Source organism: Sphingobacterium nematocida (assembly GCF_900168125.1).
Classification (GTDB): domain Bacteria; phylum Bacteroidota; class Bacteroidia; order Sphingobacteriales; family Sphingobacteriaceae; genus Sphingobacterium; species Sphingobacterium nematocida.
In genome coordinates, this window is the sequence record NZ_FUZF01000005.1 from 35037 (window position 1) to 48871 (window position 13835).

15 protein-coding genes are annotated in these 13835 nt (G+C 39.0%); 4 read left to right on the forward strand and 11 right to left on the reverse strand.

Annotated elements, in window-relative coordinates; all coding sequences use genetic code 11:
* Positions 1-51: 51 nt before the first annotated feature.
* Complete coding sequence (rnhA, locus tag B5X76_RS07890; RefSeq protein ID WP_079642569.1) at positions 52-546, reverse strand: ribonuclease HI; 495 nt, start codon at positions 544-546, stop codon at positions 52-54.
* Between the two features lie 92 nt (positions 547-638).
* On the opposite strand from rnhA, the gene B5X76_RS07895 reads away from it, so the two are divergent.
* Positions 639-2465: an alpha-L-fucosidase gene (locus tag B5X76_RS07895; protein WP_079642690.1), complete on the forward strand. Its 1827-nt coding sequence runs from the start codon at positions 639-641 to the stop codon at positions 2463-2465.
* 55 nt (positions 2466-2520) lie between these two features.
* Here B5X76_RS07895 and B5X76_RS07900 read toward each other — a convergent pair whose 3' ends face one another.
* The 3 genes from B5X76_RS07900 to B5X76_RS07910 form a co-directional block, all read right to left on the reverse strand.
* Positions 2521-3159: a hypothetical protein gene (locus B5X76_RS07900; RefSeq protein ID WP_139375238.1), complete on the reverse strand. Its 639-nt coding sequence runs from the start codon at positions 3157-3159 to the stop codon at positions 2521-2523.
* Between the two features lie 60 nt (positions 3160-3219).
* Positions 3220-4341: a lipid-A-disaccharide synthase gene (gene lpxB, locus B5X76_RS07905; protein ID WP_079642570.1), complete on the reverse strand. Its 1122-nt coding sequence runs from the start codon at positions 4339-4341 to the stop codon at positions 3220-3222.
* Between the two features lie 251 nt (positions 4342-4592).
* On the reverse strand, positions 4593-5822 hold the full coding sequence (locus tag B5X76_RS07910; RefSeq protein ID WP_079642571.1) for a porin: 1230 nt from the start codon (positions 5820-5822) through the stop codon (positions 4593-4595).
* A gap of 181 nt (positions 5823-6003) precedes the next feature.
* Between B5X76_RS07910 and dinB the strand changes: the two genes are divergently transcribed.
* A complete protein-coding gene (gene dinB, locus B5X76_RS07915) occupies positions 6004-7074 on the forward strand; it encodes a DNA polymerase IV (protein WP_079642572.1) in 1071 nt (356 codons plus the stop codon).
* 78 nt (positions 7075-7152) lie between these two features.
* Here dinB and B5X76_RS21640 read toward each other — a convergent pair whose 3' ends face one another.
* The 3 genes from B5X76_RS21640 to B5X76_RS07925 are packed head-to-tail and all read right to left on the reverse strand — an operon-like array spanning position 7153 to position 9652.
* The gene (locus tag B5X76_RS21640; RefSeq protein WP_139375239.1) at positions 7153-7299 is read right to left on the reverse strand and encodes a FeoB-associated Cys-rich membrane protein; all 147 of its coding nucleotides are present in this window, start codon (positions 7297-7299) and stop codon (positions 7153-7155) included.
* Between the two features lie 11 nt (positions 7300-7310).
* Complete coding sequence (gene feoB, locus B5X76_RS07920; RefSeq protein WP_079642573.1) at positions 7311-9413, reverse strand: ferrous iron transport protein B; 2103 nt, start codon at positions 9411-9413, stop codon at positions 7311-7313.
* A complete protein-coding gene (locus tag B5X76_RS07925) occupies positions 9413-9652 on the reverse strand; it encodes a FeoA family protein (RefSeq protein WP_079642574.1) in 240 nt (79 codons plus the stop codon). Before B5X76_RS07925 ends, feoB begins: the two co-directional genes overlap by 1 nt.
* A 119-nt stretch (positions 9653-9771) precedes the next feature.
* Here B5X76_RS07925 and B5X76_RS07930 point away from each other — a divergent pair, with 119 nt between their 5' ends.
* On the forward strand, positions 9772-10227 hold the full coding sequence (locus tag B5X76_RS07930; protein ID WP_079642575.1) for a MarR family winged helix-turn-helix transcriptional regulator: 456 nt from the start codon (positions 9772-9774) through the stop codon (positions 10225-10227).
* Between the two features lie 9 nt (positions 10228-10236).
* Here the strand turns inward: B5X76_RS07930 and B5X76_RS07935 are convergent, their stop codons facing one another.
* Both B5X76_RS07935 and B5X76_RS07940 read right to left on the reverse strand, forming a co-directional pair.
* Positions 10237-11124 carry a ZIP family metal transporter gene (locus B5X76_RS07935; protein WP_079642576.1) on the reverse strand — a complete coding sequence of 296 codons (888 nt, stop codon included), beginning with the start codon at positions 11122-11124 and terminating at the stop codon, positions 10237-10239.
* Positions 11121-11717, reverse strand: coding sequence for a phosphatase PAP2 family protein (locus tag B5X76_RS07940; RefSeq protein ID WP_079642577.1), 597 nt, complete (start codon positions 11715-11717; stop codon positions 11121-11123). Before B5X76_RS07940 ends, B5X76_RS07935 begins: the two co-directional genes overlap by 4 nt.
* A 186-nt stretch (positions 11718-11903) precedes the next feature.
* Between B5X76_RS07940 and glmM the strand changes: the two genes are divergently transcribed.
* A complete protein-coding gene (gene glmM, locus B5X76_RS07945) occupies positions 11904-13286 on the forward strand; it encodes a phosphoglucosamine mutase (RefSeq protein WP_079642578.1) in 1383 nt (460 codons plus the stop codon).
* A 35-nt stretch (positions 13287-13321) separates the two neighbouring features.
* Here the strand turns inward: glmM and B5X76_RS07950 are convergent, their stop codons facing one another.
* Together B5X76_RS07950 and B5X76_RS07955 are read right to left on the reverse strand one after the other, a co-directional pair.
* A complete protein-coding gene (locus B5X76_RS07950; RefSeq protein ID WP_079642579.1) occupies positions 13322-13507 on the reverse strand; it encodes a YqaE/Pmp3 family membrane protein in 186 nt (61 codons plus the stop codon).
* 18 nt (positions 13508-13525) lie between these two features.
* Positions 13526-13819: a DUF4342 domain-containing protein gene (locus B5X76_RS07955; RefSeq protein WP_079642692.1), complete on the reverse strand. Its 294-nt coding sequence runs from the start codon at positions 13817-13819 to the stop codon at positions 13526-13528.
* Positions 13820-13835 lie beyond the last annotated feature (16 nt).

Below are 13835 nucleotides of genomic sequence, written 5' to 3' on the forward strand. Positions count from 1 at the left end.
TTTTGAATAGTTCTGCGTACTTGCGTTGAGCTACGAAGCCACCGACCGGGGTTATTGTTGCTCTTCCATTTCGAAGACGGAGTCAATTTTCCAGTTTGATTTGTCCTTTGAAGCAGCTACAGCGAGTTGGTCACAACGTTCGTTGAGCGGATGGCCGGAGTGACCTTTCACCCATACGAGTTTTACTTCATGTAGTTTGTAAGACTGCATGAGTCGTATCCACAGGTCTTTATTTTTTTTTCCTTGAAAACCTTTTTGCATCCAGCCATAAACCCATCGCTTGTCAATGGCATCGATTACATACTTGGAGTCCGAATAGATAGTGACTTTTTGTTTTATGTTTTTAAGGGCTTCGAGTCCGATAATGACGGCCATTAATTCCATGCGATTATTGGTCGTTTTACGAAATCCTCCAGAAAACTCTTTCTCGATTAGTTTGCCCTGAAAAGCAGGGTTGCTTCCGGTGTAGATGGTTCTTAGTATTGTACCGTAACCTCCCGGACCAGGGTTTCCACTTGAAGCGCCGTCAGTATAAAGTTCTATCATTGGCACAAAAGTACACTATAAATCGTTATTCGATAGTAAAATTTGTCATTGATCGTGATATATCTTATTTTAGTTTATTCTACTTTAAATTTATGATTAAGAGACTTTTTATTGGATTAGTGTTGTTTTCTTTATTTGCTAAATCGTATGGGCAAAAGGATGTGTCAAAGGAAGATAAGATGCAGTGGTTTGACGATGCAAAGCTCGGAATTTTTATTCATTGGGGGGTATATGCTGTTGATGGAATTTCAGAGTCGTGGTCCTTCTTTAATAATTATACGAGTCATGACAATTATTTAAAGCAACTTCAAGGGTTTACAGCAAGTGAATATCAGCCCGAAGAATGGGTGAAGCTGATTAAAGAATCTGGGGCGAAGTATACTGTGATTACGACGAAGCATCACGATGGGATAGCTCTGTGGGACAGTAAAACCGATAAAGCCCTCACTATACCCAAAGATGGTGCAGCCAAGAAAGATGTTTTGACACCTTTTGTAGCTGCTGTTAAGAAAAGCGGATTAAAGACTGGCCTTTATTATTCATTGCCCGATTGGAGTCACCCTTACTACGATGTTATAACGCGGTCACGTAAACGTTATAATCTGCAAGATGAGCCAAAACGCTGGGGACAATTTGTTGATTATTATCAGGGACAGTTGACCGAATTATCAACACAGTATAAACCCGATTTATTATGGTTTGACGGTGATTGGGAGCATAGTTCAGAAGAATGGAAAGCAGAACAAACCCTTGCTTTGCTTCGCCGCCATAATCCGAATGTTATCGTAAACTCTCGATTGAACCATCATGGTGACTACGCCACACCAGAGCAAGGTGTACCGGTAAACAGGCCGATGGACCGGTACTGGGAGTTGTGTTATACCATGAACGATTCTTGGGGTTACCAACACTTTGATACCAATTATAAAACGCCTAATATGATTGTACGGACACTTATAGATTGTATTGCTATGGGGGGCAATTTGTTGCTGGATATCGGACCTAAAGCGGACGGTACTATCCCTGAGGAGCAGGTGAGTATATTAAAAGAACTAGGTCGTTGGACGAGTAAATATAAAGAAGCTATTTATGGTACTAGAGCAGGAGTGGCAACTGCTTTTATTCAAGAGAAAAATAGTGTTTCGAAAGATGGAAAGACTGTGTATATATATTTGGATGAAGTGAAAAATTATCTTCAGGTAAAGGGACTACAGACGAAACCTGTTGCTATTCGCTTTGTAGGGAGTTCAGAAAAAATTGATTATAAATACGATGGCTATAATTTAAGCTTGAAGATGGATGTGAAAGGTTTCGATCCTACGGCTTCTGTTGTAGCAATAGAATTTAATCAGCAACCTCATTTTGAGTTTGATCATGCAGAGGTTAAGCCTATTCTGGCTGAGATGTTGGATTCTAAAGATACCCCAAGTGCTATCCGTGAGATTGTAGAGTGGACATCCCTAGGAGCTAATCTGTTTTTAGGGCGTATGAATGATGATGGTAGTGTGTTGTCCAAAGATTTGAAATTTGCGAGCTCAGCTACTAAAGCATGGGTTCAGAAGCATGCAGAAGTACTTCATGACTCCCAAGCAGGTATTGCTCAGGGACATTATATAGGAAAGACGGCTCTCTCCAAAGATAGACAGACTTTGTATCTATTTGTTGAGGGGCAGCCTACCGGACCTATCGCAATTAAAGGGTTGAAAAATACCATAGCGCGGATACGAATAGTAGGGGAAGGGTCAATGATCGGGCATAAAATATACAATAAGTTGTATTGGAGCGCTATTCCAGGGATTGTTTATATTGATGTTCCAAAAGAAAGGTTGGACCCTCATAACACGGTTATTGCTGTTCTTTTAGATAAACCTGTCGAGCTTTATGCCGAAGAAGTAAAAGCGATTGAAAGTAATCTTTAAGCAATAAAAAAAGGCTGTATAAATAAATATACAGCCTTTTTTATTGGATTTTTTGTTACTTACTACGAATGGTTACTTTTCCTTCTTTACCCGGTGATCCGGAGTAGATTTGTCCTTGTGGTAGTCCTCGGAGCCCAGGTGCTGAAGTTGCTATCCTCGAGTAGATATTTGTAATCTCAGAACTGGGAGTGACATGTAGCCCCCCAGGAGTGATATCTACAAAAAGATAGTTCTTTTGTTTTTTATCTGTTGTCTGCGGTACAACGCCGGTGGGGTCATACACTAGATTCACAATGCCCGCATCCCCATTCGGATCCGTCCGCATGCCATTGTTGGCGTCCTGACCTCTAGCAATCACGTATAGTGATCCTAATTTTTTAAAGTTAATATCGATATCAAAATTGGAGGCATTATTTTTTCCAGCTTGTCCGGATATGAATGCCCTATCTCCAATTTCAGCATGTTTTACAACCAATTTTACGTCTTTCTTTCCATAAAATTGTAACGATGACCTATCTTTCATAATCAACGTGTCGATATGAATGACTGCTGATGAGTCACGATCATTGAAGACTTTCTTTTCTTTTTTATTCAATTCCAGCTTTCCAATATGTATATCAGCTGTTTGTCCGATAGTTAGGGAATAGAGCGCTATCAGAAAAGTCATTAATCCTAGTTTTTTGTTAATTTTCATTTCCTTATGCTTTTTTAGTTATACAATCAACTCCCTTTTATGTTCCTTGTATAGGAGCTTTTATTCTTTGACTTGATTAAGGTACTGAAGGATTAATTTAGCCGTTTTTTTCGAAGCTCCCGGTTCACCTAATTTACCTGCCAGCACTTCATAGTTCTCCAAAATACTGTCTCTATGCTCTTTCTCGGAAATAATTTTGCCTATTTCATCGCGTATCTGCCCAGGATTACAATCCTGCTGTATGAGCTCGATGACTGAAAGATAATCATTGATCAGATTGACCAAGGAAATAAATTTTACCTTGATTAATTTTCGCGCTAGCCATACGGAGATTGGATTGGCTTTGTAGACGACTACCTGTGGCACCTTTAAGATACCCGTTTCCAGAGTGGCGGTACCACTGGTTACTACAGCGGCATCAGCATTCTTGAGCAGATCGTAGGTTCGATCAAAGACAACAGGGATATCTAAGTCAGCAGTGTAATTCTGATAATAAGACAATTCAAAGTTAGGTGCACCCGCAATCACGAGTTGATGTTTCGGAAATGCGTAATAGAGTTCGATCATGTCGGGTAGGATTTGCTCTATTTCCATCTTTCTGCTACCCGGGAGTAAAGCGATTATCGGTGCCTCTGTAAGCCGGTTGTCTCTACGGAAATCCGAATTGAATGAATAGTTTGATATTGCATCCAATAGGGGATTGCCTACATAGTCTACTTTCATTCCGAATCTTTTGTAGAAATCGACTTCAAAAGGAAGTATACAAAACATATGATCAACGATCTTTTTAATCTTGTGTACCCGACCCTGATTCCAAGCCCATATTTTTGGTGAAATATAATAACAGGTCTTTATCTGATGTGCTTTTGCAAAGGAGGCAATTTTTAAGTTAAATCCAGGGAAATCAATAAGGATGACCGTGTGCGGGTTAAAATCAAGAAGATCCTTTTTTACCGTTTTCAGATTCTTGCTTATAGTGCCTAAATTTTTTATCACCTCCACGAAGCCCATAAATGCCATTTCAGAAGTGTGTATCAATGCATTTTGATTAGCTTCCTGTTGCATACGATCTCCACCCACTATTCTGAATACGGCATCAGGATCTTTAACCTTCAATGCTTTTATCAGATTCGCGCCATGTAGATCTCCCGATGTTTCTCCTGCAATAATATAGTATCTCATTAAATTGTCTCTAAATCAAAATATGCTGAGCTTGTTGTTTGTTAAATGAATAGTAACAAGCGTTTGTAAGTGTATTGTTTTAAACGTTAAAGATAAGTATTCACCTGTAAATAATTATGTATGTATGTTCTTGTTTTGTGAAATAGGAACATTTCTTTATTGAGAGATGCAAAGGGATGGTTGTTTCCATATTTTGTGCAAAAAAAAAACGTCGAACTTTTTCGACGTTTTTTAAATATTGTGATTGAGTTTTAGATACCAAGTTCCACTTGAAACATTCCGCCCCAAGAGTTTTTATTATGAGCGTTATCATATACCCCATCTTTGATCATGTAGTTGGCATTCAACTGGAATTTGAGGCGATGTGCTTTCATATATTTGGTAAGACCTACTTCTATGACCTCAGTTTGTGCTTCGAATTGTGAAATTTGTTGATGCGGTTTTACATAAGTGTAACGCCCTGCTATCTCATAACCGTGGTTTAATAAATAGGATGTTTGCTGATTGAGTCCCCAGCCTTTATAGGCATAGATATCCTCAGGCTTATCATCTGTTGTTTTGTTAAGGGGATTGTCCACATCCCTACGCATATATTCTGCTTGATAAGCAAAACCTTGGTATTTAAAGATGGCGTCTGCAAAAGCGGTTTTTAAAGTGAAGGGATCTTGTACGTACTTACCTGTCTGGCCTCCTTCTCGGGTAGTTCTGTCGTTGTAACTATATCCACCGCCAATGGATAGCTTTGGTGTTACTTCTCTTTCAATATCTCCTTCCGAGTAATCACCACCATTTACAAATTCACCTAACGGTAAAAACTCTACACGTCCAGTGTATGCTAATCCGTCATCGGTAGAGTTCGCAGGACGGCCCTCACCTGTAGAAATAGCTGCTTTTGCGTTAATAGGCATTGCGCCAAGCTTCTTACTCAAGTTAAAGCTTACCCCAAAGTCACGGTCCACAGTAAAGTTGGTATTAACGAGTGATCTATCCGCGAATTGTAAAGATCCCGAAGAATTAACACGTTGTCTGTTGCCAGGTAGTTTGTTTTGCCCGAAAGAAATGTAAAAGTCATCTGAAAAATTATAGAAAATTACAGCATCACGTACGATATTTGGTATTCCCGTATCATCAAAATCTTGATCAGATCGTGTGAAAGCAAGTTGGACTGAATACGATATCTTAGGCGTATAAATGTAACCATCCATTCGCATGCGTAATCGACGTATTCTAGCGTCAAATTTTCCATTATCTTCTCCGTCAAGTACATTGCTATAACCTAATCTATTTTGCATTCTAAACCTGAAGTTTGTATAGAATAAGGAGTCTTTGGAGGTATATTGGATGCCTTTAAAGTTAAGAATGGTAGCACGGTCATCTCTCTCTTGGGCATTAAGATTACCAAGGCTGGACAGAACGAATAGAAGAGCCGCTAATAGAGACTTTTTATAAAAAAAAAGTGTTCGAAAATTGTGGTACTGCATTGTTATTCTTTAAATTTAAAATCTAATGTTGGTATTTGGTATTAAGCTTTCATGGCTTAACATTAATTTTACGCAAATATAGGATTAATGGAACGATGACAAAGTGCTAAAGTCTAAGGTAATCATTTCATAATATTTAATTAACATTAGCTTAATATTAATAAGGAGTGAGTGTTTTAAGATGAGAAAGATCATCCATGTTGATATGGATTCATTTTACGCTTCTGTAGAGCAACGCGATTTTCCGGAATTGCGAGGAAAGCCCATTGCCGTTGGTGGGTCTCCAGATGGGCGTGGTGTCGTCGCAACATCGAGCTACGAAGCACGACGTTTTGGTGTTAAGTCTGCTATGCCTTCCAGGCAGGCATTACAGCTATGCCCCGATATTATATTTGTCTATCCCAGATTTGATGTCTACAAGGAGGTATCGGTACGGATTCGGGAGATTTTTAGACGGTATACCGATCTCATTGAACCTCTTTCTTTGGACGAAGCTTATCTCGATGTGACCGAGGATAAGAAGGGGATAGGTTCTGCAATAGAAATAGCTAGAGAGATCAAGCAAGCCATTAAGAGCGAACTCAATTTAACTGCTTCGGCTGGGGTATCGGTCAATAAGTTTATAGCTAAGATTGCGTCCGATTATAACAAACCTGATGGGCTGACTTTTATCGGACCTTCTAAAATTATCAAATTCTTAGAGTCATTACCGATAGAACGATTTTTTGGAGTAGGTAAAGTCACCGCACAAAAGATGAAAGGGAAGGGGATTCACTCTGGAAGCGATTTGAAACTTTTTTCAGAAGCGCAACTGATTCGTGATTTTGGAAAGTCCGGAAGTTTCTTTTATAACATGGTGCGAGGTAATGATGATAGGCCTGTACGGCCCAATCGGGTAGCTAAATCTATCAGCGTTGAAGATACCTTTGAACGCGATATTATGGAACTCGAAGAGATGAAGACTGAACTGGATAATCTTTGCTATAAGTTGAGTCGTCGGTTGGATCTCAAATCCGTGTCAGGCAGGACGTTGACCTTAAAAGTCAAATTTGCTGATTTCACATTACTTACCAGAAGCTATACAGGATCCCATTTTCTATCCAGCTATGGACAGTTGAAAGATGAAGCCAATGCCCTGTTGGATAAAGTTAACTTAGACGATCGGAAAGTACGGCTGTTGGGAGTTACGGTGTCGAATTTTTTTGAACACGAATTTGATGCTCCTAGGAACGGGCAATTGAGTCTATTCTAAAAAACTTTCATGATCCGCCAGCTGGCGGATCATGAAAGAGATGAACCGAATCTGATTGTGTCGGTTCATCTCTTTTAACTAGTTTTCGGCCTTTTCAGAAAAACTGCAGCCACAGCCTTTACCGCAGCCTGCACTCTTGCTTTTTGAGGGCATAAATTTCTTTACCATGAATACAATAGCGATGATAAAGATAACTGCGATAATAGCATACTGAATATACATCATAGTCTGAATTATTATTTTAACAGTTGATACGCGATCAATGCTGCAATATAGGCAAGCCCTGTCATAAAGCCTGCTTGGATCAAGGTCCACTTCCACGACCCCGTCTCTCTCTTAACAACGCCAATTGTTGCCATACATTGCATAGCGAAGGCATAAAATAATAAAAGTGAAACTCCCGAAGCTAAATTATAGGTTGGTTTACCTGTATTACGGTTGATCTCCGACTTCATGCGTGTGAATAAGGTTTGCTTTTGTCCATCATCTTCTATATCTAGATCTTCTCCAAGCGAGTACACAACAGCTACTGTCCCAACGAATACTTCGCGGGCAGCAAAAGAAGCGATTAATCCGATTCCTATTTTCCAGTCATAACCTAATGGTTCAATAACAGGTTCAATCCCACGACCTAGATACCCGAGGTAAGAATACTCTGTTTTATAAGCTGTAACCTCATCTGCAATCTGTTCTTCCGAAAAATGTGGATTTTCCTGTGTAATATACTTTTCGGGATCAGAGAATTTATCATTAGGCCCAAAATTACCAAGTACCCATAAAATTATGGATATGGCTAAAATAATCTTACCTGCTCCAAATAAGAAACCTGAAGATTTTTCCCATACCGTATTAAGTACATTCTTCCAATCCGGTGCTTTATAAGTAGGTAGTTCAAAAATCAGATAGGATTTTCGAACAGACTTAATCACTTTATTCAGTATCAATGCAGAAAACAATGCAGCTACAATACCCAGTATATACATAGCAAAGAGTACGATACCTTGCACGTTGAAACTTAGAAATTCCGTGTCAGGGATTACTAGGCCTATAATAACCACATAGATAGGGAGTCTTGCCGAGCAGGTCATGAAGGGGGTTACTAACATTGTTAATAAGCGTTCCTTAGGATTTTCAATGTTTCTGGCAGACATCACTGCGGGGATTGCACAGGCTACCCCAGACATCAATGGAATCACAGATTTACCATTCAGGCCGAATGGCTTGAGCCAACGGTCCATTAAAAAAACTACCCGGCTCATATATCCGGTTTCCTCCATCAGTGAGATAAACAGGAATAAAATGATGATTTGTGGAAGGAATATTACTATGCCCCCGATACCAGCTATTATACCATTGACCATAAGGTCTGCTAGAGGCCCTTCAGGCAATAGTGCTGCGGCTGATTCGCCTAAACTGGCAAACAGGCTGTCTACGCCATCCATTAACGGTCCTGACCAGGTGTAGATTGCTTGAAATATCAAAAATAATAAGCCAAAGAATATCAGATAACCGTATATCGGATGTATAAGTACATTGTCTATTTTTTCGGTTAAGCTTAGTTTTTTGTTTTCCTTCTTTTTTAATACCTGTTTTAGGTCATTATTAATTTGCTCCTGTCTCAATATGGCCTCAGCTTTTTGCAACTGTTGGATATGTATACCATATTTTTGTCTTATAGCGAGCAGTTGATTGTTTTCTTCTGCAGACAAGACTTTAATATTTTCTTGTGCCAGATACTGCCATGTACGGTATTCGGTCGCTAATGGAAAAAGTTTTTTTGCTTCATCGAGCGGCAGTTGGTATTCTGAGGGGAGGTTTAAGCTATTAAAATAAGGATTAACTTGGATTTCAAGATTGTTTATTAAAGCATCTATACCTTCTCCTGTGCGAGCATTCGTTTTGAAAACTTTTGTTTTTAGGTAGTTTTCCAGCGCTGGGATATCGATTTCGATTCCTTTTGCCTCAATCTCGTCCATCATGTTCAGTACGAAGATTGCGGGAAGTCCCGACTCACGTACCTGTTGATATAATACAACGCCTCGATTAATTGTACTCGGCTCAGATACTACTATGATAAGATCAGGTATACTGTGTTCACTTTTACTTGTTAAGGTATTGAAGACGACCTCTTCATCTAATGAGTTTGGAAACAAGGTGTACGTTCCTGGTAGATCGATTATTTTATAGTGTTTATCGCCTGCTTTTATAGAACCTTCTCTCTTCTCAACCGTGATACCCGGATAGTTTCCTACCTTTTGATTCAGTTTGGTAATACGATTGAATAATGATGTTTTCCCTACGTTTGGGTTTCCTAATAATGCTATTATATTGTTCTTCATTATATTGTGTTTGCCAGAATTAATGAGGCTTCTGACTTTCTGATTGCTACTAAGGTGTTATCTTGAATAATATTGACACAGATTGGACCGTGTAGTGGGGCTATGTGCTTGATCTGTATAGTAGTACCTGGGGTAAAGCCCAACTCATAAAACTTGGCTGGAAGATCATCTTTATCAAAAGAATGAATGACTGCTTTTTGACCTTTTTTTAGTTTATCAAGTGAGATTTTATTTTGCATTATTTTTGTAACTTTAGATAGTTTCTAATACCTCGAAATTCTTCAAATATAATTAAAAGGAATGAGTTTAGAGATGTTGGTTATGTCACATAATTGTTTTAATTAGATTCATTATAAATATGGGGATTGAGGATCGAATCAAAACCAGTCGGTTTCAGGATGATTGGCATAAAGCCACTGTTAACATTCTTTTTACGAATAACTGGTTGAGTAATCTGTTGGAATCCAGGGCGAACAAGAAAAAAATAACGCTTCAACAGTTTAATGTTTTGCGGATTTTGCGTGGACAATTCCCTAATCCTGCTTCCAACGCTATGATTAAGGAACGTATGATAAATAGTACACCTGATATATCGAGATTGGTGGAACGAATCGTAACCAAAGGGTTAGTCACCCGAACAAAAAATAAATCTGATAAGCGAGCAGTAGACTTACTTATTACAGAAAAAGGCCTCCAACTCTTAGAAGAATTGGAGGCTGATATGAACCTTTCTGCGATGTTGTCCGAAAATCTTTCTGAACAAGAAGCAGCGACCTTAAGTTTTTTACTGGATAAATTAAGAGGCGAAGATTAAGAAAAACTCTTAGTGGGAGTGACCTTCGTGCTCATTGTGGTTGTGCCCATCATCTTTGCTTTTATCATGACTATGGTCATGATGATCGTGTCCTTCTTTGTCGTGACTATGATCACTATGGTCATGATTGTGATCATGGTGATCGTGACCATGTCCACCATGACTATGATCGTGAGGTAGTAAGAATGTCGTCAATGATATAGCTAGGCCTAAAAAGACTGCTGCCATTTTCTTTTTGTTGAATTTATGGTGATCAGCCGATCCGGATTCAAATAAGATCGTGGTAGAGATATGTAAAAATATACCGATTACCACGGCCATTATTTTATCAAAATGCTGTGAAATATTTCCAATTTCACCCTCGCTTAGTACAGAACTGGTGATAAAACCTAGTGGAGTCATGGCCGCAAAAATGAACAACATGATTACAATTGTACGTTTACTGACCGATGAACTTAGTAATAGACTTCCCAACGCGAATGCAGCTGGGATATGATGTACTGCAATACCGAAGACGAGTTTAGATTGTTGTCCTGATATTAAAGGCATTCCTTCCAAAAACGCATGTAGACAAAGACTGATCATGATTCCAAGCGGAAATCCAGCGTTCTCACTGTGATGGATATGACCATGCTCAATACCCTGAGAAAATTGTTCTAAGAGCAATTGAAAAATGAATCCACCAAGTATGTATAATCCAATAATCTCTGGACTTGTGGTATTGGCAATATACACATGGGGAATTAAATGCAAGACTGTGATTGCAAATAAATAGGCCCCACTAAAGGATAGTATCAGTTTGAGATAGCTGGTGTTGTCTCGTTTGACAAAGAATACCGCTAATCCACTGATGAATGCGGATAAAAATAAAATAGCTACGATTAAAGTAAAGCTCATATAATATTATGTGTTGGAATTGTTTCCTTAAAAAAAGCAGGGACAAATCGTTTAAATAGATTTCCATTGAGGATTCCAATCAGACTGCCCAATATAGCGCCACAGAGTATGTCAAAGGGGTAATGCACACCGACATAAATCTGTGAAAAAGAAATTAGTGAGGCCCACAATACACACAGCCATAGTGTGTGTTTCCATTTACGACGAAACAATACAATCCAGAAAAAAGCCATAGCAAAATGGTTTGTGGCATGCGAACTGGTAAAGCTAAAACCAGAGCCGCATCGCACACGTAGATTGATGTCGTGTTTGAATTCGATGTCGTTGCAGGGGCGTATACGTTTTACATTTTTCTTAATCAGGTGCGAAGATATACCATCAGACACTCCAAAGTTAATCAATGTGCATAACACAACGAGTATACCTAATTTGCCATAGTGCTTCACGAAAAAGATAATAACAAATAGATAAAGAGGGGCCCAGGTGAATGGATTGCGTAATATAGGCAATAACCAGTCGAACACAGGGTTGCTTAGACCTTGGTTTATCAGTAGAAATATTTCTTTATCTAAATCAATTATTTGTTGCCACATAAGATTCTCTGTTTTGTGTATGAAAGGCTAAAAATACATTAATTGCCAGTAAATGGAAAATGGAATTTTAGTATTAAAATACACAAAGTTGCAACAAATATATGTTTTTAATTTTATATCCTATCAATATGTTGTATTTATTTTGGAATAAGCTATTTTTACGGCTCACTATAATTGATCAAGTATATGACTTTAATAAAATCTATTTCGGGTATTCGCGGTACGATTGGTGGTCGTGCAGGAGAAGGGTTGACACCAATTGATATCGTTAAATTCACGGCGGCATTTGGTAAGATATTGATGAGCCAGACCGGTAATAAGAAAATTGTGGTGGGGAGAGATGCGCGCGAATCTGGGGAAATGGTTAGTAACTTGGTGATCGGTACGTTGCAGAGCATAGGTGCCGAAGTTGTAGACTTAGGACTTTCTACAACACCTACCGTGGAGATTGCTGTGCCTTTGGAGAATGCAGCCGGTGGTATTATATTGACTGCGTCGCACAATCCGGGACAATGGAATGCTTTGAAGCTACTCAATGCGAAGGGAGAGTTTATATCCGATGTCGAAGGTAAGGAGGTTTTAGAATTGGGTGAGCGCCTTGATTTTGATTTTGCGGAAGTGCAGGATCTTGGAAAGGTGACGGTTGATAGCAGTTACCTGCAAAAGCATATAGATGCTGTCTTGGCTTTGGAGTATGTTGATGTAGCGGCTATCCGTGCTGCTGGATTTAAAATTGCTGTGGATGCGGTGAATAGTACGGGAGGTATTTTTATTCCCGCTTTATTGGAAGCATTGGGGGTAGAAACAGTATATAAGATACATTGCGAACCTAACGGTAAATTTCCGCATAATCCCGAACCTCTGAAAGAAAATTTAACTGATTTATCAGAGGCTGTGTTGACTCACGGAGCTGATTTGGGGATTGCTGTGGATCCGGACGTTGATCGTTTGGTCTTTATGATGGAAGATGGTGATCTTTTTGGCGAAGAATATACGTTAGTAGCTGTTGCTGATTACATTTTGTCTCAAAGTAAAGGTAATACTGTATCCAATTTATCTTCCACAAGGGCATTACGTGATATCACCGTCAAGCATGGCGGTACTTATTTTGCTGCTGCTGTAGGAGAGGTGAATGTTGTGACCAAGATGAAAGAAGTGGATGCAGTGATAGGAGGAGAAGGTAATGGAGGAGTTATTTATCCGGCGTCTCATTACGGTCGTGATGCGTTGGTAGGTGTCGCTATCTTTTTGTCGCACTTAGCAAAGATGGGCAAGAAAGCATCGGTGTACCGGGCTGAGCTGCCGCAGTACTTCATGTCTAAAAATAAGATTACGTTAACCCCTGGTTTAGATATCGATGGTCTGCTAACAAAGATGCAGATGAAATATGCACATGAAGAGCATTCTACTGTAGATGGGGTGAAAATTGATTTTGAGAATGAATGGGTACATCTACGTAAGTCAAATACAGAACCAATTATCCGTATTTATTCTGAAGGACCTACACCTGAAGCAGCAGATGCTATCGCACAGAAGATAATTAAAGAGATAGAAGATATTATCTCGTAAATAAAGAAAAAGCCTTCGATACGAAGGCTTTTTCTTTATCTTCTATTTAGATTTTCTATCCGCTGTTTGTTTTTGGCGTCCAGCCTGGAAGCTACTGCCCATATAGCTGCAGGTAGCCATCCTATCAGAGTTATTTGTAAAATTAAACATAGAATTCCCGAGAATATCTTTCCACGTAAAAAGAAAGAAAGCCAAGGGAATAATACGGCGATCAATATCATTATATTTATTAATTAAAATTAAATTACAGGATTATCTTCTTGTTCTTTTTCTGGACTGCTTTCTTTAGGTTCAGCATCTTTCCGTTCCACGATAATTTTACACTCTGCGATAATAGCTGCCAATGCACCCACTGCAGCAAATATAGGTGCAAGTATTAGGCCGACGATTCCGATAGTAACTGGAAAACTAATTATTTCTTTTTCGTTTTTATCAGCGATCGTGATCTTTGTCACATTACCATCAGCTACGAGTTCCTTGATTTTTCTTAATAAATTCTCACCTGAGATATTGTAAGTTTCTTTGAATGCCATGATTTTCTCTTTTTTA

Excerpts from the sequence above, each read along its gene's own strand:
- rnhA (WP_079642569.1), bottom strand. The coding sequence starts at position 546 with ATGATAGAACTTTATACTGACGGCGCTTCAAGTGGAAACCCTGGTCCG.
- B5X76_RS07895 (WP_079642690.1), top strand. The coding sequence starts at position 639 with ATGATTAAGAGACTTTTTATTGGATTAGTGTTGTTTTCTTTATTTGCT.
- B5X76_RS07900 (WP_139375238.1), bottom strand. The coding sequence starts at position 3,159 with ATGAAAATTAACAAAAAACTAGGATTAATGACTTTTCTGATAGCGCTC.
- lpxB (WP_079642570.1), bottom strand. The coding sequence starts at position 4,341 with ATGAGATACTATATTATTGCAGGAGAAACATCGGGAGATCTACATGGC.
- B5X76_RS07910 (WP_079642571.1), bottom strand. The coding sequence starts at position 5,822 with ATGCAGTACCACAATTTTCGAACACTTTTTTTTTATAAAAAGTCTCTA.
- dinB (WP_079642572.1), top strand. The coding sequence starts at position 6,004 with ATGAGAAAGATCATCCATGTTGATATGGATTCATTTTACGCTTCTGTA.
- B5X76_RS21640 (WP_139375239.1), bottom strand. The coding sequence starts at position 7,299 with ATGATGTATATTCAGTATGCTATTATCGCAGTTATCTTTATCATCGCT.
- feoB (WP_079642573.1), bottom strand. The coding sequence starts at position 9,413 with ATGAAGAACAATATAATAGCATTATTAGGAAACCCAAACGTAGGGAAA.
- B5X76_RS07925 (WP_079642574.1), bottom strand. The coding sequence starts at position 9,652 with ATGCAAAATAAAATCTCACTTGATAAACTAAAAAAAGGTCAAAAAGCA.
- B5X76_RS07930 (WP_079642575.1), top strand. The coding sequence starts at position 9,772 with ATGGGGATTGAGGATCGAATCAAAACCAGTCGGTTTCAGGATGATTGG.
- B5X76_RS07935 (WP_079642576.1), bottom strand. The coding sequence starts at position 11,124 with ATGAGCTTTACTTTAATCGTAGCTATTTTATTTTTATCCGCATTCATC.
- B5X76_RS07940 (WP_079642577.1), bottom strand. The coding sequence starts at position 11,717 with ATGTGGCAACAAATAATTGATTTAGATAAAGAAATATTTCTACTGATA.
- glmM (WP_079642578.1), top strand. The coding sequence starts at position 11,904 with ATGACTTTAATAAAATCTATTTCGGGTATTCGCGGTACGATTGGTGGT.
- B5X76_RS07950 (WP_079642579.1), bottom strand. The coding sequence starts at position 13,507 with ATGATATTGATCGCCGTATTATTCCCTTGGCTTTCTTTCTTTTTACGT.
- B5X76_RS07955 (WP_079642692.1), bottom strand. The coding sequence starts at position 13,819 with ATGGCATTCAAAGAAACTTACAATATCTCAGGTGAGAATTTATTAAGA.